This window comes from Kitasatospora sp. NPDC001683, assembly GCF_053596495.1.
This window is the reverse complement of record NZ_JBSFGK010000005.1, coordinates 15591-41000: the sequence shown is the minus strand read 5'-3', so window position 1 is coordinate 41000 and position 25410 is coordinate 15591. Positions and strand designations below refer to the sequence as shown.

Annotated in this window: 24 protein-coding genes; 8 read left to right on the top strand and 16 right to left on the bottom strand. The window is 75.3% G+C overall.

What is annotated here, in order from left to right; genetic code table 11:
• Positions 1-124 precede the first annotated feature (124 nt).
• Positions 125-2065: a hypothetical protein gene (locus tag ACWCYO_RS03825; protein WP_449783238.1), complete on the bottom strand. Its 1941-nt coding sequence runs from the start codon at positions 2063-2065 to the stop codon at positions 125-127.
• Between the two features lie 478 nt (positions 2066-2543).
• Between ACWCYO_RS03825 and ACWCYO_RS03820 the strand changes: the two genes are divergently transcribed.
• Together ACWCYO_RS03820 and ACWCYO_RS03815 are read left to right on the top strand one after the other, a co-directional pair.
• The gene (locus ACWCYO_RS03820) at positions 2544-3068 is read left to right on the top strand and encodes an HAD domain-containing protein (RefSeq protein WP_449783237.1); all 525 of its coding nucleotides are present in this window, start codon (positions 2544-2546) and stop codon (positions 3066-3068) included.
• Positions 3069-3083: 15 nt separating this feature from the next.
• The gene (locus ACWCYO_RS03815) at positions 3084-3380 is read left to right on the top strand and encodes a hypothetical protein (RefSeq protein ID WP_449783236.1); all 297 of its coding nucleotides are present in this window, start codon (positions 3084-3086) and stop codon (positions 3378-3380) included.
• 82 nt (positions 3381-3462) lie between these two features.
• On the opposite strand, the gene ACWCYO_RS03810 is transcribed toward ACWCYO_RS03815, so the two are convergent.
• The 13 genes from ACWCYO_RS03810 to ACWCYO_RS03750 all read right to left on the bottom strand — a co-directional run bounded on the left by ACWCYO_RS03810 (position 3463) and on the right by ACWCYO_RS03750 (position 17563).
• Positions 3463-7452, bottom strand: coding sequence for a LysM peptidoglycan-binding domain-containing protein (locus tag ACWCYO_RS03810; RefSeq protein WP_449783235.1), 3990 nt, complete (start codon positions 7450-7452; stop codon positions 3463-3465).
• Complete coding sequence (locus ACWCYO_RS03805) at positions 7452-7895, bottom strand: TadE/TadG family type IV pilus assembly protein (protein WP_270142099.1); 444 nt, start codon at positions 7893-7895, stop codon at positions 7452-7454. Before ACWCYO_RS03805 ends, ACWCYO_RS03810 begins: the two co-directional genes overlap by 1 nt.
• Before the next feature lie 173 nt (positions 7896-8068).
• A complete protein-coding gene (locus ACWCYO_RS03800) occupies positions 8069-8518 on the bottom strand; it encodes a TadE/TadG family type IV pilus assembly protein (RefSeq protein ID WP_449783282.1) in 450 nt (149 codons plus the stop codon).
• 26 nt (positions 8519-8544) lie between these two features.
• Positions 8545-8919: a TadE/TadG family type IV pilus assembly protein gene (locus tag ACWCYO_RS03795; protein WP_449783234.1), complete on the bottom strand. Its 375-nt coding sequence runs from the start codon at positions 8917-8919 to the stop codon at positions 8545-8547.
• 35 nt (positions 8920-8954) lie between these two features.
• Positions 8955-9257 (bottom strand): hypothetical protein, encoded by a 303-nt coding sequence (locus ACWCYO_RS03790; protein WP_270142105.1) that lies wholly within the window; start codon positions 9255-9257, stop codon positions 8955-8957.
• Positions 9258-9306: 49 nt separating this feature from the next.
• Complete coding sequence (locus tag ACWCYO_RS03785; protein WP_270142106.1) at positions 9307-10185, bottom strand: hypothetical protein; 879 nt, start codon at positions 10183-10185, stop codon at positions 9307-9309.
• Entirely contained in the window at positions 10182-11144 is a 963-nt protein-coding gene (locus ACWCYO_RS03780; protein ID WP_270142108.1) for a type II secretion system F family protein, read from the bottom strand. Before ACWCYO_RS03780 ends, ACWCYO_RS03785 begins: the two co-directional genes overlap by 4 nt.
• Positions 11144-12811 (bottom strand): CpaF family protein, encoded by a 1668-nt coding sequence (locus tag ACWCYO_RS03775; protein ID WP_449783233.1) that lies wholly within the window; start codon positions 12809-12811, stop codon positions 11144-11146. Before ACWCYO_RS03775 ends, ACWCYO_RS03780 begins: the two co-directional genes overlap by 1 nt.
• Positions 12801-14108: a hypothetical protein gene (locus tag ACWCYO_RS03770; protein ID WP_449783232.1), complete on the bottom strand. Its 1308-nt coding sequence runs from the start codon at positions 14106-14108 to the stop codon at positions 12801-12803. Before ACWCYO_RS03770 ends, ACWCYO_RS03775 begins: the two co-directional genes overlap by 11 nt.
• The gene (locus ACWCYO_RS03765) at positions 14108-14962 is read right to left on the bottom strand and encodes an SAF domain-containing protein (RefSeq protein ID WP_449783231.1); all 855 of its coding nucleotides are present in this window, start codon (positions 14960-14962) and stop codon (positions 14108-14110) included. The genes ACWCYO_RS03770 and ACWCYO_RS03765 overlap by 1 nt, the downstream gene beginning before the upstream one ends.
• Positions 14963-15027: 65 nt before the next feature.
• Positions 15028-15957, bottom strand: coding sequence for a hypothetical protein (locus ACWCYO_RS03760; protein WP_449783230.1), 930 nt, complete (start codon positions 15955-15957; stop codon positions 15028-15030).
• A complete protein-coding gene (locus ACWCYO_RS03755; protein WP_270142114.1) occupies positions 15951-16358 on the bottom strand; it encodes a hypothetical protein in 408 nt (135 codons plus the stop codon). The genes ACWCYO_RS03760 and ACWCYO_RS03755 overlap by 7 nt, the downstream gene beginning before the upstream one ends.
• 353 nt (positions 16359-16711) lie before the next feature.
• Positions 16712-17563 (bottom strand): hypothetical protein, encoded by an 852-nt coding sequence (locus ACWCYO_RS03750; protein ID WP_449783229.1) that lies wholly within the window; start codon positions 17561-17563, stop codon positions 16712-16714.
• Between the two features lie 149 nt (positions 17564-17712).
• Here ACWCYO_RS03750 and ACWCYO_RS03745 point away from each other — a divergent pair, with 149 nt between their 5' ends.
• From ACWCYO_RS03745 to ACWCYO_RS03735, 3 genes are all read left to right on the top strand, one after another.
• Entirely contained in the window at positions 17713-18231 is a 519-nt protein-coding gene (locus ACWCYO_RS03745) for a pyridoxamine 5'-phosphate oxidase family protein (protein ID WP_333493436.1), read from the top strand.
• A 104-nt stretch (positions 18232-18335) separates the two neighbouring features.
• Positions 18336-18788: a MaoC family dehydratase gene (locus ACWCYO_RS03740; protein ID WP_270142116.1), complete on the top strand. Its 453-nt coding sequence runs from the start codon at positions 18336-18338 to the stop codon at positions 18786-18788.
• 416 nt (positions 18789-19204) lie between these two features.
• Positions 19205-20383 (top strand): MBL fold metallo-hydrolase, encoded by a 1179-nt coding sequence (locus ACWCYO_RS03735; RefSeq protein ID WP_449783281.1) that lies wholly within the window; start codon positions 19205-19207, stop codon positions 20381-20383.
• A gap of 27 nt (positions 20384-20410) precedes the next feature.
• On the opposite strand, the gene ACWCYO_RS03730 is transcribed toward ACWCYO_RS03735, so the two are convergent.
• Positions 20411-20674: a DUF7824 domain-containing protein gene (locus ACWCYO_RS03730; protein WP_449783228.1), complete on the bottom strand. Its 264-nt coding sequence runs from the start codon at positions 20672-20674 to the stop codon at positions 20411-20413.
• A gap of 703 nt (positions 20675-21377) precedes the next feature.
• Here ACWCYO_RS03730 and ACWCYO_RS03725 point away from each other — a divergent pair.
• Entirely contained in the window at positions 21378-22289 is a 912-nt protein-coding gene (locus ACWCYO_RS03725) for an acyl-CoA thioesterase (RefSeq protein ID WP_449783227.1), read from the top strand.
• Positions 22290-22432: 143 nt separating this feature from the next.
• The gene (locus tag ACWCYO_RS03720; protein ID WP_270142121.1) at positions 22433-23083 is read left to right on the top strand and encodes a TetR/AcrR family transcriptional regulator; all 651 of its coding nucleotides are present in this window, start codon (positions 22433-22435) and stop codon (positions 23081-23083) included.
• A 33-nt stretch (positions 23084-23116) separates the two neighbouring features.
• On the opposite strand, the gene ACWCYO_RS03715 is transcribed toward ACWCYO_RS03720, so the two are convergent.
• Positions 23117-24364 (bottom strand): sulfite oxidase, encoded by a 1248-nt coding sequence (locus ACWCYO_RS03715; protein ID WP_449783226.1) that lies wholly within the window; start codon positions 24362-24364, stop codon positions 23117-23119.
• Between the two features lie 260 nt (positions 24365-24624).
• On the opposite strand from ACWCYO_RS03715, the gene ACWCYO_RS03710 reads away from it, so the two are divergent.
• On the top strand, positions 24625-25404 hold the full coding sequence (locus ACWCYO_RS03710; protein ID WP_270142125.1) for an alpha/beta fold hydrolase: 780 nt from the start codon (positions 24625-24627) through the stop codon (positions 25402-25404).
• Positions 25405-25410: the final 6 nt, after the last annotated feature.

Here is a 25410-nt window from a genome sequence, read left to right as displayed (position 1 = left end):
AACAGATTTCGAAATCTGTTATCCGTTCGCTGTTTTCTGTCTTCTGTCAGTTGTTCGGTGCTGGGCGCCTGTCGGCGGGGCGGCGGCCCGGCGGACTCCGGCGGGCCGCCGGAGTCCGGGCCTGTCAGGCCTGGTCGGCCGGGGCCGGGGTGGCGGCCAGCTGGGTGAGATAGCGCTCGGCAGCCCGGAGCTTGCGGTTGTTGGGGCCGGGGAGGTAGGCGCGCAGCTCGATGATCTCCGGGCCGATGCGCACGGCCTCCGCCCGGTCGGTGATCGAACGCCAGCAGGCCTCGGCGTTGGTGGCCGCCTGCTGGGTCTCCGGGTGGTCCGCGCCCCGCGAGCGGAGCAGCGTCATGGCCACCTCTCGGTAGATCTCGGCCGCCTCGGCCGGTCGGCCCGCGAGCCGGCACACGTGGGCACGTACCTGGCGCACCTGGAGGACCGGCTCGGAGACGGCGCCGTGCTCGGCGATCGCCTCCAGCTCCAGGGCGAAGGCGAGGTCGGTGGCGGCGGCGTGGTCCCCGGCATCGGCGCTGCGGACGATCCGTCCGATGACTTCGCGGTAGTCCGCGCGCGGCGCACCGGCGTCCTGGATGCCCGTCTGCGGGGCGTGCTGCGGGGCGTCCTGGGGGGCGGCTGCGGTCTCGGCCGATACGGGCGGCTCATCGACCGGCACCGCGTCGGTCGGCACCACGTCCTGCGGCACCTCGCCCTGCGGTCCGTCGTGCTGCGGCGCGTCGTCCTGCGGCACCTCGCCCGTCGGCTGGGCCTCGGCCGGGGCGGCGTCCTGGGGCTCCTCGGCGACCACGGCGGCGACCTCGGCAGCCACCGGGGCGACGTCGACGACGTCCTCGACGACCTCGGCCACATCCACGGCCACGGCCACGTCCTCGACCTCGGCCACATCCACGGCCACGTCCTCGGCTTCAACCTCGGCAACCGCCGGCGACGGAGCCTCGGCCCCGACCGCGACAACGTCCGAGGACTCCGGCCGACCCTTGCGCAGCGTGACGCCCGCCGAGGGTGTGGCCTCCGCCGTCGGAACGGCCTTGCGCAGGCTCACGCTCGACGGCGCCTCGGCGGTCGGCTCGCCCACCTTCAGCAGGCTGACCGGGCGGGCCGGTCGAGGCGGCGTGGGCGGCACGCCGGGCTTGAGCAGGCTCACCGGGCCACCGACGGGCGTGACCGGCGCCGGGGTCGAAGCCGCCGACACCCGCTCGACCACGGCGTCCTGCGGCTCTGCCTGGCGCGGCAGCGGCGGCACGACAGACGGGACGGGTTCAGAGGGCAGCGGCAGCGCGCCCGTCACCGGCAGCGCGTCCGTCAGCGGCAGCATGACGTCCGCCGGCTGGGCGTCGCCCCGGCGGGCGGTGTTGCGGAACACCGGCCGGTCCGGGGTGTGGGTGGCCAGGATGACCACGTCCGGCCGCAGCACCGAGTACACCTGCTGGCGCAGTTGCTCGGGGGCGAGCACGTCGCCCGCGCCCGGGCGGCCGCCGTGCAACGCCTCGATCAGGGCGCGGGTGAAGGTGCCGATCTGCTCCGGGTCCGGGCTGACCACCGCCCACAGCGGAATGCCCTCGCTGAGCGGCGAGACGGTGCCCTGGAGGTACGGCCAGGCGTTCTGGTCGGCGCTCAGGTCGGCGATGACCAGGGTCTGCCACTCGGCCGGACGGTGGCCCAGTTCGGCGGCGATGGCCTGCCAGGGCAGTCCGTCCTGCTTGGAGTCGCGCAGGGTGAGCTGCAGCTGGCCGCCGCGCTTGTCGGCCACGACGTGCCCGCCCAGGTGGACCAGCAGCGGTCCGGGGTGCCGGGAGGCGGCGCGCAGATGGGCGAGGACGGTCTGCGGGTCGCTGGCGCCGGGCAGGTGGACGGCGTCCACCGCGTCCGCGGCGAGCAGCACCTGCGGCGAGACGGCGGCCAGCATCGCCGACAGCACCGGCGCCTGGGCGGGACCGCCCCGGCCCCAGGTGCGGCGGCCGGAGTTGCCGTACCCGCCCTCGATCACCAGGATCCGGCCGCGCGGCGCCGCGCCCAGCCCACCGGGGCCCGCGGCAGGAGCCACGGCTGCCGTCGCCGGGGCGGATGCGCCTGCGGCGGGCAGGCCGGTGAGGGTCCATCCGGTGGGTGCGACCGGCGGCGCGGGCGGCAGCGGGGCCGTCGGCACCGGAGCGGGCGGGGCCGGGGGCACCACGGGGGGTGCCGGGGGTGCCGGGGGTGCCGGAGGCGCGGGCGGCGGCTCGTACAGCGCGGCGGGCCCGGGCGGGTGCTCCTCGGCGGGCTGGCGCGCGGGCGGCGGCGGTACGGCGTCCCAGGGGCCCGAGTCCGCTGCCGGCTCGGGACCTCCGGAAACAGCTGTCGTCTCCGCCATCTTCTGGTCACCGCCCCGCCCCGCCGCTTCCACGGCGTCTGATGCCCTTGCCTTCGTGGTGCCTGCCACCACAACCCGTGCGCGCCACCCTACGAGATCCCGGCATGCCCGAGCCAGGCCGGGTGGCCGATCAGCGTGCCACGCCGTCGGCACCGGCCGCTATCGTCCCGTCATGACCGGTTACGGCCCGCCCCTGCTGTTCCTCGACGTCGACGGACCGCTCATTCCCTTCGGCGCCCCGCCCCCGAGCGGCTACCCCACCTACCCGGGCCCGGGTTCCGGGCCGTCCGGCAATCCGCTGGTGGCCCGGGTCGACCCGGGCCTGGGGCGCCGACCGCTGGGCCTGCCCTGCGAACTGGTCTGGGCCACCACCTGGCTGGCGGACGCCAACGACTGCCTTTCGCCCAGGCTGGGGCTACCGCAACTTCCCTACGTGGACTGGCCGGTGGCCGGAGAGTCGGAAAGTGGCGATGGCGATGGCGGTGGCAGTGGCCAACTGCACTGGAAGACCCGCACCTTGGTCGCCTGGGCGGCCGGTCGCCCGTTCGCCTGGATGGACGACGAGATCACCCCGGCCGACCGCCGTTGGGTCGACGCCCACTCCCCCGCCCGCGCCCTGCTCCACCGAATCGATCCCCAAGTCGGCCTCACCGACTCCGACTTCGCCACCCTCGACGCCTGGCTGCGCGCGCTCTGACTACACTCCCCCGTCATGGAACTCGTAGCCGCACCGCCGGCCCGCTGGCATCTTCCCCTGCAGGACGGGGCGTTGCTCGAACTGTGGGCGGACGAGTACGGCGTCGAGCACGGGGCGTACGAGTTCAGCGTGCTGGTCCGGGCGACGGAGCAGGAGCAGGCCGAGATCGTGGCCCGGACCCCGGCCGACCCCCGGCGGGTCATGGTGGTGGTGGCCCGACTGCCGACCGGATCCGTCCAGGACGTCCACACGGCCTCCAAGCCCTCGCGCGACGGCGCCCGTGTCTGCCGCCCCTTCTCCTGGGCGGAGTGACCCGTCTCCCGCACGCACGCACCCGCACCCACCCGGTCACCCCCGGCGGACCAGGGGTGACCGGGCGGACGGTCCGCCGCCTTCAGGAGCCGGCGAGCAGGTCGCGCAGCAGGGCGACCGTGTCGGCGTCCAGGTCCCGGCCGGTGCGGCGGCTCAGTGCGTCGAGCCGGTTCACCGCGCGCAGCAGCTGGTCGCGCGCACCGGCCGAGGCGTAGGCGTAGAAGAGGTCCCGGTGCAGGAGTTCGACGTCCGGGGCGACCGCGAGGCCGCGGAAGACGGCCGCCTCGGCGCTGCGGTGGTCGCCGTACTGGAGGCGGCGGGCGGCGAGCTCGTGGGCGGTGTCGACGATCGCGGCGATCATGTCCTGGCGCTCGGACTCGGCCCAGCCGTACGAGGCGGGTGGAGCCTCGGCGAAGGGGGCTCCCCGCACCAGGGCCAGGGCATGGGCGAGGGCGGCGTCGGCGGTGGCACTGGTGCTGCGCATGCCGCGCCGGTAGAGGCTGCGGAACTCGTCCCAGTCGCAGGTGACGGCCGGGGCGAAGGCGTAGCCGGCGGTGGTCTCGGTGGGCAGGTAGGCGCGGCCGTCGGGCGAAGTGCCGAACCAGGCCGCCAGGTCGGCGAGTTTGGCCGGGAGCGGGCTCTTGGCGTCGGGCGCGGTGGGGTGCGGGTCGAGATGGGCGGCGCCCGGGTGGAGGTCGTGGTCGAGCGCGTGGTGGTCGGCGCCCGGGCGCAGCGCGAGGTAGACGGCGAGCTCGGTGAGCCGGGGCAGCGCGCCGGGTTCGACGGCTCCGGGGGTGCCGGCCACGTCGACCGGGCCGAGCAGCCGGATCCGGGGGGCGTTGCGCGGGGTGTGCGCCTCCGGGGAGCGGAGGATGGCGAGCAGGTCGTCGCTGTCGCTGCGGCCGGGGGTGGTCCGGGCGACCGGGGCCGCGGCGGCCGGACCGGGTTCGGCCGGCGTCCCTGGCTCTGCACCGGACGGGGCATCCGAAACGCTCGGCTCCGGCCGGGCCGGAACGCGCGGGTCGACGCCGGTGGGCGCGGGCGCGCTCTGGTGCGTCGGCACGGGCTCGGCGGGCCGTACGGGCTCTGCGGGCTGCGCGGGCGGTATCGGCCCGGCAGGCGGCTGCGGGACCACGGGACGCACGGTCTGAACGGGCTGCGCGGGCCGAACGGGCTGCGCCGGCTGAACGGGCTGCACGGGAAGCACCGTCACCGGGGCGTCCACCGGCGCCGCCTCGGCGGTGGCGGCCGCGTCCTCCGGCCCCGTCCCGGTCGGCTCCGCCACCTCGGCGGGCCCGGCCGGCAGCCGCAGGTCGCGGGTGGCCTCGTCGGCGGGCTGCCCGGTCCCGGTGGCCGCCTGCCGCCCCTGCCCGTTGACGGCGAACCGCGCCGGCCCGGGCACGGGCGCGGGCACCGGCGCGGGCGCCACCGGGTCGGTGCCCGCGAAGGGGCTGGCGCCGGTCCCGATGACCCGGGTCAGCAGCTGCGGCCCGGTCGCCGCGTCCTCCCCCTCCTCCGCCGTCGCGCCCGGAGCGCCGACGGCGGCCAGCACCGGTACGGTGACGGGCAGTTCGGTGGTGTCGGTGTCCTCGTCCGGGTCCGGGTCGAGCCCGGGGCCGTCCAGGGTCCAGGCGGGCGCCGGGTGCTGGGTGGGGTCGTCGGCGACCCGAAGCAGTTCGGTGACCTGGTCGTACTGGTGGTCGTCCAGCCGCTGGAGCTCCACGGTCAGGTGCAGGCCCGGGATGGCGGCCTGGCCGGTGGCCGGCAGGGTCCAGCGGGCCACCGGTCCGGTGCCGGGCTCGGGGGCGCGGGTGATGACGGCGACGCAGGTGCGCGGGCGGGCGTCCAGCAGTCGGCCGAGCTCGGCGGGCACCTCGCCGCCGGGTCGCTGGGCGCAGAGCACGATCTCCGGCACCCAGGACTCGTCCGCCTGGCCCCGGCTGCGGGCCTCGCGCGGGCTTGCGGCCTCGGCCGCGATCAGGGTGGCGCGGGCCTTGGCGGTGCGCGGGCCGAGGGCGGCCAGCGCGGCCTCCAGGGTGGGGTGGCGGTGGATCCGCTCGGCGGCCGGTCCGCTGATCGGCACCTCCTCCGCGAGGTCCACCAGGTGCAGGTGGAGCCGGTCGGCCAGCGGGCTGTGGGCGAGCTCGATGGCGAGGGTGCGCAGCACGTCCCGGGCGTCGTCGGGGTGCCCGGACAGGTGGAGCAGCCGGACGGCCTCCAGGTCGGCGAGGACCACCGAGCCGTCCGGCGAGGTGCCGAGGGTGACCAGCGCGGGGTAGGGCGCGGCGGTCTTGCGGGCCTGGGCGGGGCTCAGCACGTCGCCGGACTCCTCGCTGCACCACCAGACGTTGGCGGCGTGCGCGGCGCGGAACGGCGCGATCGGGGTGGCCGGTCCGGACAGGTGGAGTTCGATGGTGTGGTCGGGGGTGATCCGGGCCGCGACGATCGCGGGCAGCCGCTTGCCGCCGCGCACGGTGTTGCGGGCCAGGGTGCGCAGGGCGCGGTCCAGCAGCTCGAGCCCGGCGCGGTCCTGACGGGCCATCAGTTCGTTCTCGAAGGCAGCGGCCTCGGCATCGGGCATCGCGATGCGGTGCCGGGGGCGACGGGCGCGCAGCTGGGTGCCGCGCCGGTAGGCGACGGTGCCGACCATGATGGCGGCGAGCAGGACGCCGACCGTGGAGGCGCCCAGGGCGACGCGGTAGTCGCCACCGGGCGCCCGGGCGGCGTGCGCGGCGGGAGCGGGAGCCGGAGTGTGGGCGGGCACCGGGTTCTGGGACGGGGCCTCGGGCTGGGCCGGGGACGGGGCGGGAGCCGGGGTCCGGGCAGCCGGGACCTGCTCGGGCGCGCCCGACGTCGCGGGCGCCTGCTCGGAACCGGCAGCGGGAGCAGGAGCAGGTACAGGTGCAGGCGCAGGAGCTGGCGCGGCCGCCCCCGGTACGGTGAGCACCATCCCCGGCTCCAGCACGTCCGGATCGGTCAGCCGTTCCCCGTCCGGCGCCTGCACGCCCTTGTTCGCCTCGAACAGCTTCGGCCAGGCCTCGGCGTCTCCCAGCTCCCGCTGGGCGATGGCCGACAGGCTGTCCCCGGAGCGGACGGTCACCGTCTTCGGCCCGCCCGCAGCCGGCTCCGTCGCGGACTGCGGCGTCTGCGCCGGAGCCGGTGTCTGCGTCTGCGCCGGAGCCGGTGTCTGCGCCTGTGCCCGGGCGGGAGCCGGCTCCGGGGCCGGGGCGGGGCCCTGCGCGGGCGCCTTCGCCTCGTCCGGCTTGGCGTCCGCCGGCATCAACAGCTCCCAGCCTGGCTGGATCGGCCGTTCCGCGTCGAAGCGCAGGCCGGAATCGTCCATCACCCGGCCGTCGTTGAGCTTGGCGATCTCCACCCACCGCTCCCCGGAGCCCAGTTGGCGCTCCGCGATGGACCACAGACTGTCCGCCGGCCGGCTGTCCCGTACGGTGTAGGTGGGGCGGGGGTCGGTCGCCGGGGCCAGCGCGGGCGCGGGCTGGGCGGCGGGCAGCGCGGCCCGCTGCACGCCCGGGGTCAACTGGGCCTGGGCGGCGGGGGCGTGGGAGGCTCCGGGCGCCGCCGCGAAGGCCGAACCGGCCACCGGCAGCAGTGCGAGCACCGAGCCGACCAGCCCGGCCGCGAGCCGCTGGCTCCAGCCGAAGGCCGGGATCCGGCGGGCGATCCGGCCGCGCAGCTGGGCGGGGACCTCCAGCAGGACGGAGAGCGCGAAGCACGCCCAGGCCAGCCAGCCGACCACCACCAGCAGCCAGAGGAACAGCTGTCCGTCGTCCGGGCTGGTGAGCGCCTCCCCCACCCCGCCGGACGCGACCTCGCCCATCGAGGCGACCGCCTGGGTGCCGTACAGCAGCAGCGCGGGGACGCCGAACAGCAGGGCGAGCAGGGTGACCAGCGCGGCGAGCGCGGTGATCAGCGCGCCGCCGCGGCCGCGTCCGGCCCGGCGTCCGCTCCGGGCGTGCCCCCTCACGGTCGGCGTCCCGCCCTTCCCGGTTCCGGGCCCACCGGTACGGGCCTGGGCGGTACGGGCCTGGTCCTTGGCACGTGGCGCGGCCATCAGTCGGTCTCCGCTTTCTCGACTCCGTGGACGAGGGTCGCACTGCCCTTGCCCGTTACCTTCCGCTGCCCGAGGGCGCCCAGCAGGACCGGCCGGTAGTCGGTCCGCACGGTGACGGTGACGACCTTGCCGCCACCGGAGAACTCGACGTCGTCGACGTGCAGCCCGTACAGCTCCAGGTAGGTCTCGGCGGCCTGCCGGACGTAGTCCTGCTTGACCTTGAAGCCCTTCCCCTGCAGCACGGCCGCCTGGTCGAGCTGTTGTCCGCCGACCCGGGCGGCCTCCTGGGCGTAGGCGTCGGTGCGCTCGGCGACCCGCAGTCGGCCGCCCGCGTCGATCACCAGCGCGATGACGAGCACCAGGTAGGCCGCGCAGATCGCCACGAACAGGGCGACCGCGCCCCGGTCCGGGCGGGGTCCTGGGCGTCGCAGTCGACTCAGCACCCGCATCCCCTACCCCCAATCCGCACGATGTCTCCCCACCGACCCCCCGCCGGGCGCCACTCGGTACCGTTGCGTCATCCCCCGAGCGCTCTCCGCTTGCGTCTCCCCCGCGCGGGCCGTCCCCAATCCCCCTGCCGCGCCCGTTGCGGCCCGCGTGCCGCCCCGTGCCGCCGTCATGTGCCGCGGTAGCGGTCCATCACCGAGATGAACTCCCCGACGAGGTGCTTCGTCACGGGCACCCCGGACGGTCCGCCGAGCAGGTCGGCGAGTTCGACGTCGCAGACCACGGTGACCTTGACGGTCACCACCGGGCCGCCCTCCAGTTGCAACTCGCCCGTGCTGACCCGGACGTCCTGCTCGCGGCAGGAGACGCCCTGCTGGCGCAGCGTCGCCAGGGCGGAGTCCCTGGCGGGCTGGTCCACCCCGGCGACGCTGCGCTGCAGCGAGCCGGTCCGGGCGCCCGCGCGGGCCGCGGCCTCCACCGTGCCCGCCGCGGTCTGCACCCGCCCGGCGGCGATCGCCAGCAGGACCAGTCCGACCACGCCAGGGACGACGATCGCCGCCTCGATCGCGATCCCGCCCCGGTCCGGCCGGCGCGGCCGCCGTCGCCACCCCGGCCGCACGGCGCCGACCGGCCCTCTCCCCGGTCTCACGGCGTCACCACCGGCGGGACGAAGCGCTCGCGCGGCGCCTCGGCGTACTGGCGGACGCTGGGCCCGGTGAGCCCGGGTATCAGCAGCGGGGGCGCCAGTTCCACCGTGACCTTGATCGTCTCGGCCGTGCTGTCTCCCGTTTCCACCCGGTAGCCGTGCACACCCTGCCGGTCCAGGAAGTCCCCGGCCTGCCGCCGGGCGGCCTCCTCCGCCGCCTCCTGCTCCGTGTTCCCCTGCACCCGGCCGGCGTCCACGCCCTCACGGGCGGCGGTGAGCGCGACCTGCCGGTCGTACCAGATCAGCGCGGCCTGGACGACGAGCAGCAGGAGCAGCAGGACGACCGGGAAGACGATGGCCAGACTGATGCTCATCGACCCCCGGTCGCCGCGGCGGCGGAGGAACCCGGTCACTTGGTGGCGCCACCCGCGCCGCCCGCGGCACCCCCGCCGCCGGGCAGGTTCGGGTCCTGCTCGACCTTGGTGACCACCTTGTCCTTCAGCAGGTACAGCGCGGTCGCGACGGCGCCCGCGACGAACACCAACGCGATGATGGCGAGGGCGAGTTCGATGCTGATGGCGCCGCGGTCGCCGCGCGCCCGGGCGGCGCGCAGCCGGCCCAGCCGCAGGGTGAACAGCAGCAGGGCGAACTGCACGGGCAGCAGCACGGGCCGCAGCGCCCGTCCGGCCAGCTGGGCGAGTCTTACGGTCATCGGGGTCTCCGGTCCTGGTTGTTTGGTGTCAGCTGCTCTGTGGCACACGTCAGTTGAGCATCTGGTGGAGCGCCGGAAAGACGATCAGGACGGTCATCAGCAGGGTCAGGGCGGCGCCCGGCGCGACCATCCGCTCGCTGTCGGCGTTGGCGCGGGCGAGGTCCTCGGCGAGGAGTTCGCCGCGCAGTCCCTTCGCGCGGGCCCGCAGGGTGTCGTACACGGCGGCGCCGTCGGTGCCGGACAGCCGCATGATGTCGGCCACGTCCTGGAGCGGACTGAGGCCCAACTCCTCGGCCAGTGCGTCGAGTCCGGCCCACGGCGGGAGCCGGTCGGTGGCCGCGCGCTCCAGCGCGTCGCGGATCCGCCGGAACACCGCGCCCTGCCCGACCGAGGCGGCCCGGCGCAGTGCCTCGGCGGGGCCGCAGTCGGCGGCCCGTTCCATCGCGACGAGTTCCAGGTACGCGGCGATGCCGTGCAGGTACTCGGTGCGGGCCTCCTTGGCCTCACCGCGCACCACGGCGTCCGGGACGAACCACAGCAGCGCGGCCAGCAGCGGCCCGGCGACCAGCGGCAGGGCGAAGGGTAGGCCGATGTCCATCAGCACGGCCATCGCGCCCAGGTAGGCGGGCAGCACCAGGCCGAGCGCGGCGAACAGCAGCTTGTGCACCATGAACCGGGCCGGGGTGCGGCCGATCAGGGCGAGTTCGCGGCGCGGGATCGACACCCCGCGCAGGGTGAGCGAGCGTTCGCCGATCCGGTCGTACCAGCGCGGCCGCTCGTCCGGGTCCTGCTCGCGGTCCGCGGGGGCGCGGTGCAGCCGGTCCAGTGCCTGGCCGAGGTCCGGCGGCGCGGGCCGCAGTTCGGCGATCAGCAGGGCGAGGCCGCCGGCCGCGACGGCGCCGGCCAGCACGGGCCAGGGGGAGATCACCGGACCTCCCCGAGCCGCTCTACCGGCGCCCGCTCGACCCCGGGGCCGCGGCGCCCGCCCTTGCTGCGCCGGTCCGGGGCGAGCAGCCGGGGCACCGGCGGGTGCGAGGCCAGGGCCCGCATCCAGGCGATGATCGCGACGAACAGGGCGGCCACCACGGCGAGCACGACCTGGCCGAGGAAGGTCCCGTACGGGCGGGTGTACTCGGTGTTGAAGGAGCCGACCGTGACGACCAGCACGATGATGCCGACCAGCCAGCGGATGGTGGTGCGGTGCTTGGCCCGGTCAGCCTCGATGGCGCGGCGCTGGCGGACCTCCTCGCGCACCGAGTCGGCCATGTCGGAGAGCGTCCGGGCCAGGCCCGGGCCGCTGTCCCCGGCCCGCAGCACCAAGGCGGCGAGCACCTTGTCGGCGGTGGCGTCGGACAGGCTGTCGGCGAAGGCGTGCAGCGCCTCCTCGGGCCGCCAGCGGGCCTGCAGCCGGGCGGCCAGCTCGCCGATCTCGTCCTCCAGGGCGGCGGGGGCGGTGCGACGGCTGGTGACGATGGCCTGATTGAGGCCGACGCCGAGCAGCAGCACGTCGGCGATCCGCTGGGTCCACTCGGAGAGTGCCTCCAGCCGCTCGATCCGGTGGGTGTCCGGGCGGGTGGTGTCGAACAGCCAGGGCAGGCCGAAGACGGCGAGCGGCACCAGCAGGGCGGTCAGCGGGATGCCGGTGAACAGCCAGGCCAGCGGCGCGCCGACGAGCGCGAGCGGCAGCTGGATCCGGCGCAGCCGCACCATCCGCAGCGAGGCCGCGCCGGGGGCGCCGTACCAGAAGACGTGGGCGCGGCTCGCCAGCGGGTTGTCCCGGCGGGCGGGCCCGTCGTCCTCGTCGGCGGGCTCGCTGCCGCGGGCCCAGGCCACAAGGGCGACCAGGCCGCCCGCGAACGCCAGCCCGCACAGCGCGAAGAGCAGCATCACCGCGCGCCACCGCCGATCCGCAGTTGCAGCGGGGTGGCCCAACTCCCGTACCGGGACCCGAGCAGCGTGGCGTCGAAGCCGGCCCGGCGCAGGTCGTCCAGGCACTGCGGCGGGGTGTGCGGGACGGCGCGCGGCTCGCCGAGGTCCGGCCGGGGGCCGAAGACGGTGTTCAGCGCGGGCCGGCCGCTCTCGCCCAGGCCGGTGACCTCCAGGACGTGGGAGACGAAGCGGTGCCGGCGGCCGCCGACGGCGGTCTCGTCGACCATGCTGACGTGCACGATGAGGTCCAGGGCGTTGGCGGTGAGCCGGTAGGCGAGCGCGTCGGTCATGTGCGAGCCGTACTCGAGGCAGAGTTCGGCGATCCGGTCGACCACCATGTGCGGGCCGCGGGCGTGCAGGGTGCACATCGAGCCGCCCTCGCCGTTGGTCATGACCCGCAGCATCGGGACGACCTCGCCGGAGCGGACCTCGCCGACGATGATGCGCGAGAGCGTCATCCGCAGCGCGGCCGGGATGAGGTCGCCGATGCTCAACTCCCCGGCCAGTCGGCCCTCGACGCGCTCGCCGTTGCCCTCGCGAGCCTCCATCGGGACGACCTGGCGCAGGTGGCCGAGGGTGTGCAGCCAGAGCTCGAACTCCGACTCCAGGGTGCCGATCCGCTCGTCCGGCGGGATCTCGGCGGCCATCGCGCGCAGCAGGCTGGTCTTGCCGACGCCCTGGGTGCCGGTGATCATCACGTTCTTCCGGGCCCGGATCGCGGCGGCCAGGAAGGCGGCCAAGGTGGCGTCCAGGGTGCCGAGTTCGACCATCTCGGGCAGCGTCGCCGAGGCCACCCGGTGGCGTCGGATCGCCACGTACGGGCGGGGCGTCACCTCGGTGAGCGCCTGCAGGCGCATGCCGCCCTCCAGGCGCAGCGCGAGGGTCGGGCTGGCGGTGGACAGGCTGCGCTCGCCGCCGCCGTGCTGGCGGGCCAAGTCCTGCAGCAGTTCGACGAGTTCGGCGTCGCTGTCGGCCACCGGCGGGACCTGGCGCAGGGGTTGGTGCACCTTGGAGACCCAGACGTCGTCGCAGCCGTTGATCAGGATGTTCTCGATCTCCGGATCGTCCAGGTAGGGCTGGAGCCGGCCGGCCCGGAACAGCAGGTCGAAGACGGCCTCGGCGAGGGCGCGGTCCTGCTCCCGGGTGGGCGGGATGCCGTGGGTCTGCGCGTAGGCGTCGGACCAGCGGGCGACCGACTCCTCGATCAGCGCCCGGCCGCGCTGGCGGCGGGTGGCGCGGTCCGGCTCGGCCCCGGAGGCGGTGGTCAACCGGGTGATCTGCTGGTGCAGTTCGGCCGCGACCTGGCGCTTGAGCTCGCGCGCGACCTGCGGGTCGACGGCCGGCCGGGTGGCGGCGCCGCGCAGGTCCAGCGAGGGCAGCTGGGAAGGCACGGCGGTGGGGCCGGCGGCGGGGGCGGCAGCCGGGGGGACGGGCCCCGGGGGGACTGAGCCCAGCACGACGGGCTGCGGCGCGACCGGGCCGGGCCGGTACGCCTGCGACTGCGCTTGTGATTGCGCCTGCGGCTGCGGCTGCGCTTGTGGCTGCGCGGCGGTCGGTACCGGCGCGGCCCAGGGCAGGGCGGCCGGGTCGGCCGCCGGGCGCTGGTGCAGGGGGCTACCGCGCACGGAGCACCTCCCCGGGGTTGTACGGGTACTGGTCGTCGCTCTGACTGTTCGTCACCATCGGCTGCTGCAGTTGGTACTGGCCGTCCTCGTCGGTCGGTCCCGCCGCCTGGACGTGCGTCTGGACGTGCGCCGGGAACGGCGCCGGGGCGGCGGGCTGGGGCGCCAGTCCGGCCAGCGGTGCGACCGGGCCGGTGGTGATCACCGGCGGGGTGTACGAGGGCGACTCGTGCTCGCCCTGGCCGTAGGCCGCCTGCGCGTGGGCGGCCGGGCCGTGGCTGGACTGTCCGTAGCCGGGCTGGGCGTAGCCGGGCTGGGCGTAGCCGGCCTGCCCGTGGCCCGGCTGCCCGTGGGCGGGCTGCCCGTACGGCGCCGGCCCGGGTGCCGGCGACGCCTGCGGCACCGCAACGGTCGGCGCCGCCACCGGCACGGGCGCGACGGGCCCGGGCCCGCCCGGCGCCGCGAACTGGGCGGGTGGCGCGGGCACGGGCGCCGCCGCGGGCGCCGGGTTCGGCGCGAGCCGCTGCCGTCGGCGGCGGACCAGCAGCTGGATCTCGTCCGCCGCCGACCGCGCCGTGCGCATCAGTTCCGAGCGGATGAACCGCCGGTCGCCGGTGTCCCCGCCGTCGGACAGCACCCGCGCGGTGCGGGTGGCGTGCGGCAGCACCCCGAGCAGCGGCAGGCCGAACTCACGCGACACCTCGGCCCCCGAGTACGGGCCCTCCGCGACCAGCAGCAGTCCGAGCGCGTCGGTCCCGGTCCCGGCGGCGGCCAGGTCCTCGCCGAGCGCGGCGAGCCGGGGGCGGGCCGCGCTCAGCCCGCGCAGCGTGCTGCGGACGGTCACCGCCACCACGTCCGCGCGGCGGGCCAGCACCGCACTGGTCCCGGCGGCGCCGGAGCGGCCGAGGTCGACGATGACGTCGTAGCCCTGCTGCTCGATGCCGTGCAGCAGTTCGGCGAGCGGCTCCCAGGTGTAGGCGAGGCCGGGTGCCTGGGCCGGGTCGGTGAGGCCGGGCAGCAGCAGCCGTTCGGCGTTGCCCTCGGGCGAGAGGTCGATCAGCTGCTCCCAGATGGTCTGGGCGAGCAGCCCGCGCCGGTCGGCGACGGCCAGGTTGCGCAACCCGTACACCGCCTCGACCCGGCCTTCCAGGGCGCCGGCGAGCACCGCGCCGCCGTCCGGGTCGGCCTCGACCAGCAGGATCCGCCGGCCGGGCTGGAGCGGCCAGGCCAGCAGCAGTGCGAGGGCCGTGGTGGTGGCACCGGGCGCGCCCGGGCCGCCGACCACGGCGATCACCGCCATCAGGCGCCACCCGTTCCGGCCGGAACCGACGGCGAGCCGGCTCCGCCGGAGGGCGTCGCGCCGGTGGGGGCGGCCGAGGGAGCGGCCGAGGAGGAGGCCGGGGTGCCGGCCCCGGCCGGAGCGGACCCGCCCGCGGCGGTCCCGCGGGGGGCCAGCAGCACCTGGATCCGCCCGCCGGCCACCCACTGCGCCAGCCGGGGCCCGTCCGCCGAGCCGACGGCCACGTCGATCACCTGGCTGCCGTCGGTGTCCACCCGGCCGACCGTGATCACCGTCGCGGCCAGCGAGTCGGGCCGGCCGTTGTCGGGGGTGTTGACCACGACGATCTGCACCCCGGGCTGGAGTCGGCTGGCGGGCAACTGAGTGCGCTTGGCCGACACGCCGACGACGATCTGCCCGGGCTGCACGGACAGGCCCTGCGCCAGGTCCGAACTCGTCAGCATGGAACCGCGCTTGAGGTCGGTGGCGGCCCGCATGCCGACCGCCTTGGCCCGGTCCTGGGCGGAGACCGGGTGCAGCGCCGGGTCGCCGGCGATCCGGGCCACCACCAGGTCGTCCTCGGTGATCACCTGCCCCCAGGGCACGTCCCGGGCCAGCGCCAGCACCGCGACCCGCTGGCCGGTGCTGTTGTAGAGGGCGGCGCCGCCCAGCCCGCCGGCCGCGATCAACGCGACCGCCATCGCCAGCACGGCGGGGCGCCGCCGCCGGGCCCGCATGGTCCGGCCGGGCGCGTGCGGCACCGCCCGGCCCCGGCTCCGGCCGCCGCCCTGGTCCTGCTGCTCCGGCAGCGCCACGGACACCGCGGCGCCCGCGGGCGTGCCGGATCCCGGCGTCGCGAATGTACGGTTCTCCACCGGGTTCCGCCCTTCCCTCGTTCGCTTTCCGGCTCGTCAGTGACCGAACTGCCGTCGTGGCACCGTCAGTTGAGGACCTGCACCTCAGCGACCTGGACCGCGAAGGGGTCGCTGTCCTGCGGCGGCATCGCGATCGTGTACTTCTCCGGGTTCGGCCCCGTCACGACCACGTCGGCCACCCAGTGCGTCGACACCGTGGCGGTGAAGACGCCGTTCTTCCTCGTGCCCGAGCCGACCGCGAACTCGTAGCCGCAGTCCGGGGACTTCTGCGCGCCGTACTTGGGGTCGTACGGCGTCCCTGCCGTCGCGCACTCCTTGCTGCCGCCGGTGCCGAAGTCCCAGGTGGCGCCGGTCAGTCGGGCCGTGACGGTGACGGTGACGCCCCCGGACGCCGCGTTCCCCGGCTTGGGTGGCGTCGCGTTCTCCGCCCAGAGCCACACCGGCGCGTTGACCACCGCCGTTCCGCCGGGCGCGATGCGGCCCACCGGCGCCGGGAGGCGGACCCTGTCCTTCGCCTCCCGCTTGAGCTCCGCCACGCTCTTCACCCGCTGCCCGGTGGGCACGAACACGAACTGGGCGCCGTCCTGGCCGCCACTCGTCTGCGGGCAGACCTTCGAGTAGATCGAGCCGTCCGTGGGCTTGTTGGTGCCCCAGGCCGGGTCGTCGGCCGGGGGTTGCTTGTCCAGCTCGCGGTAGTAGCAGCCCTCCCCGCTGTCGAACGAGCCCCACTGCGGGTCGTAGCACGCCCACTGCACCCCGTGGTAGCTGCACAGTTCCGAGCCGCCGTCCGACCCTCCGCCGCTACCGCCCGGATTCGCGGTGGAGGTCGTTCCACCCGAATTGGCCTGCGCGCAGATCACGTTGGGGAAACACTGTTCGGCCCCGCCGCTCGGCGGTTCGTCCGCCGTCGCCGTCACCGCCGAGGACAGCAGCAAGCCCGCCGACAACGATGCGACGGCCGCGAACCGTCCGGCCGGTTTCCGCGCGTTCAGCATGTCCGGTCCACCTCCCGAGTGAACTCGTAGATCAGCCAATGTGCTTGGAACCTGCGCAGGGAAGCGGTCGCGACGTACCGGTTCAAGCGCCCGCCCGGATCCTTCACCGCTCCGGTGGCGGCATCGACACGATGCCAGTCCGAGAGATCGACGCAGTCCTCGATCACGGCGGTCTGCGGATCGGCTTTCAGATCAATCGCCTTCACCACCGCGGAATTGTGCGGCGTTCCGGTCATCACCACTTTGGCGTCGTGGAGTTGGCGCAGGCCGACCAGGGTGTCGGACAGGGCCCGCCCGGAGGAGTAGCGCTCCAGCGCCGATCCGTCCGAATCCGTACGCCCGAATGCCTCGGCCTGGGACTGCCACCAGTCCTGATACGTCTTCACCGCCAGTCGCGCCATGGCCCCTTCCGGGCCGTCGGTCGGCGCGATCGTGGCGTTTACCGAACCACCCGAAGGAGTTAACGGACCCACTCCCGCAACCGTGGGCGCGGGCGACCCGAGGCGATCGACGGAACCACTCGCACCACCGCTCGCACACGCCCCGAGCAGCAACATCAGAACCGCCCCGCCAGTCCCAACCGCCCCAGGGCGCAACACATTTCCGCGCTGCCGCATCGCCCCACCTCGTCGCGACCGAGCCGATCCGTGATCCACGGCCGCCAGGAGAATTCCGCCGTCCCGCCGATGTTTCCGTTGGGGATCGATTCTTCGCCAACCCACCCCATCACGGCAACACCTCAGGCCCCCTGACCTTACGCGGAAGGCGGTTCCGTCGGGGCACTTTCCCGCCACAGAACGGCCAACAGTTCTTCGGAAAGCGACAATCCGGCCAATGCGCCCCGAACCGCGGCGCGATTGCGCAGCAACAGGCGCCCACCGTGCGGCGGAACGAGCAGGCGCGCGCCCGGCGCACCCGAACTACCGGACGGATCACCGCCGTCGAGCAGCCCGGCCACGGCGGGCTGGAGGTCCAGCGGGGCGACCGCCGCGGGGGCTCCCGGGACGCCGTGCCGCAGGACGGTGGTGAGCGCCCGGCTGAACGAGCCCTCGTCGCCCGGCAGTACGGCGTCCCGGCCGCGTCTGCCCGGGGCGCACCGGCCGATCCGGCCCCACAGCGGGACCCTGGAGTAGCTGAGCAGCTCGCCCGCACTGTCCTCGCCGGTGCGTTCCAGTGCCGTCCAGGTGTCCCGGTCGGCCACCGCGTCGACCAGCAGCAGCGCCTCCTCCTGGTCGCCGTGCACCATCGCGCTGACCACCCAGTCCCAGGCCAGGCCGCGCCGGTAGGCGTTGTCGGGGGTGCTGCCGCCGGCGACCAGGGCGAGCCGGCGCCCGCGCGGGTCGGCCACCAACTGGCCGACCAGGCAGACCACCAGCCAGCGGCCGGGGCGCTGGGCGGCGTCCCGGACGGCGGTGAGCATCGCATTGGCGTCCGCGTCCGGCGCCACGGCACTGACCCGGCAGCCCGCCGCGCCGGTGTCGAAGCACATCCCGGGCAGCACTTCGGCCAGCAGCCGGGCACCCGCCGGTGCGTGCGCCGAACCGCCGAAGGCCCGGTCGGGCCCGCCGTCCGCCCCGATCACCACCAGATCGACTCCGCCGGCCATCCGTCCGCCCCCTCCTCCGCCCGCCCCTCCACCGATCCCGCCGCCGGGCAGGCTACCGCTCCGGGCGGGCGCCGACGGGGCTCCCGGCCCGTCGGCTCAGGGACCATGGGCCCTATCGGCGCCCGCGCCGACCGACGACGATCGGACGCATGGAGCGTGAAGACCGTGTGGAGACCCTGAGCGAGGCCGAGTGCCTGCGGCTGCTCAGCACCGTGCCCGTCGGGCGTGTGGTGTACACCGAGCACGCACTGCCGGCCGTCCTGCCGGTCTCCTTCGAGGTCCTGGAGGGGCGCCTGGTGCTCGCCGTGCGCCGGGGAAGTGCCACCGCGCGCGGGCTCGACGGCACGGTGGTGGCCTTCCAGGCGGACCTGCTGGACCCGGTCACCCGCACCGGGTGGAGCGTGCTGGTGCACGGCCGGGCGGACGCGGTCAGGGACCCCGAGCAGGTGCGCCGCGCTCTGCGGTCCGGACTGCGACCGTGGGTGGGGGATCCGGAGCCGCTGTTCATCGCGCTGGTGCCGGAGCTGGTCAGCGGCCGCCGGCTGTTCCCGACCGGGCGGGGCGGGCCGGGGCAGGGCGCCCTGGGGCAGGGAACAGTGGGCCAGGGGGCATCGGGGCAGGGGAGATCCGGACAGGACGCCGTCGGGCGGCCGCTGCTGCGGCCCTGAACTGGCGTTTCGCGTTCCGCTCCTGACAGGTACCGGTGGGTAGGCATACGCTTCCGGCGTCCTGACCCCCTCCCCGGGGCCCGTCCCCCCTCCAGGAGCGCACCGTGACGACCTTCGCCTCCCTCTCCGACCTGACCGCCGCCGTCGGCACCGAACTGGGCACCAGCGAGTGGCACACCATCGACCAGCGGAAGATCGACCTCTTCGCCGAGGCCACCGGGGACCACCAGTGGATCCACGTGGACCCGGAGCGGGCGAAGGAGAGCCAGTTCGGCTCGACCATCGCGCACGGCTACCTGACCCAGTCGATGATCCCGGTGCTGGCCAAGGAGTGCTACGCCGTCGAGGGCGTGCGGATGGCGCTGAACTACGGCTCGGACAAGGTGCGCTTCCCGGCCCCGGTGCCGGTGGGCACGGCGATCCGGGCCACCGCCGAGCTGCTCTCGGCCACCGAGGTCCCGGGTGGCGTCCAGGCGGTGGTGCGGTTCACCATCACCAGCGAGCAGAGCGCCAAGCCGCACTGCGTCGCGGAGGCGATCACCCGCTTCTACGCGTAGCGGCGGGCGCCGGGGCCGGGGCGGCGCGCCGCCGGGGGGCCGGGTCGGGCGGGGCGGGCGGGGCGGCGCAGGGCCGGGCAGACCGGGGCAGGTGTCGGGTACCCCGATTGGACCGCGCCGGGCCCTCCACCGGGTCCGAACGGCCCACGGCGAGTAACGTCCGACGAGATGGTTGTCGTACTTCAGTGGCCTCATGAGCCCCGGAGTACGCGCCCTGGGCCTGCCCGGTAGCCGTGACCGTCCCTGGAGGAGCCGTGCCCCGCCCCGCCCCGTGGTTCTCCCGTCTCGTCGGTCTGACCTCGCAGTTCGCCCCGCCGCCCGCCGGGCCCGCCACATCCGACCGCGCCGGCCTGAAACCCGTGCCCGGCAAGCCCGCCGTCCCGGTGCGGGCCGTGCCGGAGCGGGCCGTTCCCGGCCTGGCCGGGCTGTCCCGCGCCGCCTGGCACCGGGTCCGCACCGATGCCTTCGGGGCCGAGCCCAAGGGCGAGCGGCTGGCCCGGATCCGCCGCTCGCCCCAGTTCGCCGACGGCGCCTTCCGCAACCCGGTGCCGACCCGCCGCCTGGTCTACGAGCGAACCCCGCTGGAGATCACCCGCGCGCAGCTGACCGCGGACAAGACCCGCCGGGCGCCGGCCGCCGCGGTGCCGGTGCACCGGCTGCTCCCGGTCGACCTCACCGTCCCGCCCGCCTCCGGGCTCCGGCTCACCTGGCTCGGGCACGCCACCGTGCTCGCCGAGATCGGCGGACGGCGCGTCCTGCTCGACCCGGTCTGGGGCGAACGCTGCTCGCCGTTCGACTGGACCGGACCCAAGCGGCTGCACCCGGTGCCGCTGCCGCTGTCCGAACTCCGGCCGGTGGACGTGGTGGTGATCTCGCACGACCACTACGACCACCTCGACATGCGCACCGTGCGGGCCCTGATCGGCAGCGGCACGGTGTTCGCCGTACCGCTCGGGGTCGGGGCGCACCTGGAGCACTGGGGGGTGCCGGCCGGGCGGATCGTCGAACTGGACTGGTGGGAGTCGGCCGAGGTCGCCGGGCTGACCCTGACCGCCACGCCCGCCCGGCACTACTGCAGCCGCGGTCCGCGCACCAGCACGCTGTTCCTGTGGGCGTCCTGGGTGGTGGCGGGCGGCGGCCACCGGATCTTCCACAGCGGGGACACCGGGTACTTCCCCGGCTTCGCGGAGATCGGGCGCCGGCTCGGACCGTTCGACGCGACGATGATGCAGGTCGGCGCGTACAGCGAGTTCTGGCCGGAGGTGCACATGACCCCCGAGGAGGGTGTGCGGGCGCACCTGGACCTGGGCGGGGAGCTGATGCTGCCGATCCACTGGTGCACCTTCAACCTGGCGCTCCACCCCTGGGAGGAGCCCGCCGAACGCGTGGTCACCGCCGCCCAGGCGCTCGGCGCCCACCTCGCCGTCCCCCGCCCCGGCAAACCCTTCGAGCCCGCCGACCCGCCGGCGCTGCGGCTGTGGTGGCGCGCCGTCGCGGCCACGCCGCGCGGCATCGAGCCGCTGGTCGCGGAGGGGGCGGAGGTGCGCGAACAGGTGACGGGTGTCAGCGAACAGATTTCAAACTCTGTCAGCTGAAATCTGTTCGCTGAAAGCTGTCACCCGTCATCTGTTCGCCGTCATCTGTTCGCCGTCACCCGAGCCCAGCCGCCCCTGCCCCGACGCCCCGTTCAGCCCGCGAGGACGTCCCGCAGCGCCCGGGAGCACCTCCGGGTCCGCGCCCGGCCGGACCCGCAGCAGGGCCGTGCACAGGTCGGCCTGGCCGGGGATGGCGCCCGCCGCCTGGTACCCGGCGAGCCGCTCGACCAGCGCACCCGGCTCGATCGCCCCGGTGGCGTCGGTCGGGGTGACGAGCAGGTACGGCGGCACGTTGGGCGGTCACCTGCCAGGCGGCCTCCTCCAGCCGGAGGGCGAGGACGGTCCCGTGCGCGCTGGCGAGGACGGCGCCGTGCGCGCTGGTGCGGTCGGTGCCGCCGAGGGCGTCCCAGAGCCGGCGCGGCGGCGTCTCCCCCGCGACCGCGGCCACCACGAACAGCACCTCACGAGGCGTGCAGTCCCCCCATTGCGCGGCTCCCCGCCAGGGTGGGTCAGACGGACCGGCTCCAGCGCCTCGACCAGCCCGGCACAGTCGAGGTGGGCCTGCCGGACCAGCCCGTCCAGTACCCGTTCGAAGGCGGCGACCTCGGGCTCGCGGGCCGCGAGCAGCGCGGAGAGCTCCTCGGCCAGCTCGGCCGCCGAGCCGATCGGTGCCCGGCCGGGCGGGCGGCTCGGCCACCGACGGCAGGATCTCGTCCCACCCGGTGTCCCGCTCGTCCCCCGCGGATGCGCCTGGGCCCCGAGCGGGCCGGCGCCGCCGGGGGTGGCCAGGTCGAGGGCTCCGGCCGGCGGCGCCGCCCAGGACGGCCGACGGTCGCAGATAGCCGTACGCGTGTGCGGATTGCGTCGTGCGGAGCACGCTAGGTGACGGGTCTGACGGTTCGTCGGGCCAGCGCCGGGATGAAACATGTTCTACCAACTGGAAGCGTTACCCAAGTCACACCGCCACACGGTTGGCTTCTGCCACTATGGGCGCGTGACCGACCTGACAGAACAGCAGAGAACGATCGAGCAGGTGCCCGGCCCGGCCGCCCCGTTCGCCGAACTGCTGGAGATCGAGCAGCTGGACGAGAACACGTTCCGGGGCCGCTGCCACGCCGGCGCCCCGATGCGCGCCTTCGGCGGCCACGTCGCCGCCCAGGCCCTCGCCGCCGCCGGACGCACCTGCGCCGGAACGCGCGCGGTGCACTCGCTGCACGGCTACTTCACGCTGCCCGGCGAGCCGACCCGGTCGATCGACTACCAGGTCGAGCGACTGCGCGAGGGCTTCACCTACGCCACCCGCCAGGTCCGGGCGGTGCAGGGGCAGAAGGAGATCTTCAATCTCACCGCCTCCTTCAAGCTCCCCGAGCCGGACTCCGGCGACCGCCACCGCGAGATGCCCCCGCTGCCCGGCCCGGAGACCCTGCCCGACGCCTTCTCGCACTGGGACGAGGAACAGCGGACCGCGATCAGGAGCTCCGACGGCTTCCGCGACCTCGAACTGCGCTTCGTGCCGCCGGACGCCCCGGGCGTGCCGCCGGCCGTCCCCGGGATGCCGCAACAGTTCGTCTGGCTGCGCATCGCCAGCCCGCTGCCGGACACCGACCCGCTGCTGCACACTTGCGCGCTCACCTATCTGTCCGACCTGACCCTGGCCTCCACCGCCGGCCTGCACGAACAGCCGAACTTCTTCCAGCGCCTCGAACCGCCCCGACTGCTGATGGCCTCGCTGGACCACGCGATGTGGTTCCACCGCCCGTTCCGGGCCGACGAGTGGCTGCTGTTCGCCCAGCGCAGCCCGTCCGCCTCGGACGGCCGCGGCCTGTCGCTCGGCGAGTTCTACGACCGGGAGGGCCGGCTGGTCGCCTCGGCCGTCCAGGAGGCGCTGATCCGCAGGCTGACGTAGCGGCTCCGGCGCTCCGGCGGCCGCCCGGAGAGCCGCCGGACGCCCCGCGCGCCCCCGGAAGAACCGGGGTTGCCGCCCGGCGAACGGAGGGGGGCCGGTCGGCGTCATACTCCTGAGCGGCCCCGGCCCGTATCATGGTGCGGGTGACCAAGGTTGACCTGTCACCACGGCCGGTGGAGGCGATGTCTCCGCGTCAGCTCGAACGCCGCGAAAGCCTGATCGCGGCCGCGCTCGCCCTGGTGAACGAGATCGGCGTCGAGCGGCTGCAGATGAAGCAAGTCTGCGAGCGGTCCGGAGTCGCCCTGGGGACGGCGTACCGCTACTTCTCCTCCAAGGACCACCTCCTGGCCGCGGCGATCGCCGAGTGGCACCGGCTGCTGCTGGCGGACCTGGTGGCCGAACTGCGGGGGCCGCGCGCCGGGCTGGGGGCCACGGACCGGGCGGTGCGGTTCGTCCGGGGCGGGATGCGGGCCTACCAGCGCCAGCCCGAACTGGCCCGGCTACGGGTGGCCGTCGCCGCCTCCACCGATCCCTTCGCCAGCGAGGCCCTGCAGGGCATGGCGCGCGCCGACAGCACCGCCCTTCAGGCGGTGACGGCCGAAGTGCCCGCCGCGGCCAGTGACCTGGTGCGGCACATCGTCGTCCACGCCTGGCAGGGCGAGCTGACCGCCTGGGTCACCGGCCGCACCACCCTCGGGGACGCCCGGCGGCGGCTGGAGGACGTGGTGCGGCTGGTGCTGACCCCGTACGAGACCCACTACCCGGCCCCGTACGAGGTCCAGTCCACCGGTTGAGCCGGTCCCGCGGCCCTTCCCGACGGTGCGCGCTCAGACCACCGTCACCGGGTGCGCCACCACCGCGCCGAACAGGTAGCCCTCACGGTTGAAGGCCTCCCGTTCGGGCTGGGTGACGCCCCGGCGGTCCGTCGCGCGGGCGCGCAGCTCGTGACGGCCGGGCCGCTCGGGGCGCCAGAGGATGCTCCAGCGCGTCCAGTCGCCGGCGCACGGCTCGTCGGACAGCTCGGCGGGCCGCCAGCTCAGGCCGCCGTCGGTGCTCACCTCCACCAGGTGCACCGGCGCCGTGCCGGACCAGGACCGCCCGTGCAGCCGGTGCTCGCGCCCGGCCGCCAGCCGCGCGCCCTCGGCCAGTTCGAACGCGGACTTGACCACCTGGGTGGTGAGCGCGGCCCCGCCGCCGGGCGGGTGGCCGGGGCCGAACATCCGGTAGAACTCGGTGTTCCAGGGCGAGTGGAGCGGGTGGTCGGCGACCTCGATGCTGCCGACCCACTTGATCGAGGCGATGCCGACCCAGCCGGGCACCACCAGCCGCACCGGCGCGCCGTGATCGGGGGTCAGCGGCTGCTCGTTCATCTCGTACGCGAGCAGCGTGTCGTCCAGCGCCTTGGCGATCGGCAGCGGGCGGCGCACCGGGCCGTGGTTGGTGGCGCCGACGACGTAATCCGGGTCCAGGCCGGTCGGCAGCACGTCCACCGCGCCGTCGGTCAGCCCGGCGGCCCGCAGCACCTCGGCCAGCCGGACGCCCCGCCAGCTCGCCGAGCCGATGCTGCCGAGCGTCCACGGCGTGCCGGGGGTGTGCCGGCCCTGCTGGCGGTGGAAGTAGCTGCGGCCGTTGCCGGCGCACTCGATCACCGCGTGGATCCCGGTGGCGGGCAGCGCGCGCAGGTCGTCGAGGGTGAACTCGACGGCCCGCTCCGGTGCCGGGGCACCGCGCAGGCCGCTGCCGAACAGCTTCAGCCGCCAGCCGACCGGATCGATCAGCGGAGTGCTGGTGTGGTTGCGGACGAAGAACCGTTCCACCGGGACGTGACGGCCGAAGGCGGCCTCGCCGTCGGCGTCGCGCAGCGCCTCCCACCGCATCTCGGCGTTGGTGTCGCGCTGGATGAACCACTGGGCAGGCAGCGGTTTGACGATTCCGGGCGGGTTGACGCTTCCGGGCGGGTTGACGCTTCCGGACACGGGCCTGGGCACCTCCTCGGCGGCCGCCCGGCCCGGGGCGAACACCGGAGCGGCCGTCGCGGGCACGGCGAGCGCCCCGGCGGCGGAGCGCGGCGGCATCCGGACGGCACTGTCCGGATGGCGCTCCACACCCCAGCGTAGGGGCTCCGGCGCGTTCCGTGACCGGGACGGACGTCCGGGCCTTCCGTTTGACCTTCTCACCGGTGTGAATACCTAGCGTTCCCGGTGTCGGAACGAGCGCCGCTCGAACGGGCGGCCCATCCGACTGGGCAGCCCGTCCCACCGGGCGGTCCGTCCGGCTGAGTACGCCACGCCGTCCCACCGATCGGATCCCACCGACCAAGCACCGAGGAGCACCCGTGCCGTCCACCACCCCCGCCTTCGCCCCGCTCGCCCGGATCGTCCAGGGCTCCGGCCCCGGCCTGCTGCTCGCCCACGGCGCCGGCGGCAGCGCCCGGGACAACTGGGGCCCGCTGCTGCCCGACCTCGCCGCGCACCGCACCGTCGTCGCGCCCGACTACCCCGGCTCCGGCGACAGCCCGTACGAGCCGGGCGAGCCGACCCTGGACGAGTACGCCGACCGGCTGGTCGCCGCCGCAGACGAGGAGGGCCTCGACCGCTTCGACCTGGCCGGCTTCTCGCTGGGCGCCGCCGTCGCCGTCCGGATCGCCACCCGCCACCCCGAGCGGGTCCGCTCGCTGCTGCTGATCGCGGGCCTGGCCGGCGGTTCGGCGCGGCAGAGCGCGCTGGCCGAGCTCATGGTCCGGCTCCGCGACCGGCCCGCCGAGCTCGCCGACCTGATGCTCACCGTCGTCCTCGGCCACAGCTGGGTGGACGCGCTGCCCGCCGACCGGTTCGCGGTGCTGCGGGAGGGGCTCAGGTCCCCGCTGCCGGCCGGTTTCCCGCAGCAGTTCCGGCTCGCCGCCCGGACCGACGTCCGCGCCGAACTGGCCTCGATAGCCGTGCCCACACTGGTCGTCAGCACCGTCGAGGACATGCTCGTCCAGCCGTCCCAGCACCGCCTGCTGGCCGAGGGCATCCCCGGCGCCCGTTTCGTCGAACTCCCCGGCGGGCACCTGCCGATGGTCGAGGCTATGCCCCAACTGCGCGAGGTGGCAATGGAGTTCGTGAAGGACTGACCCGGG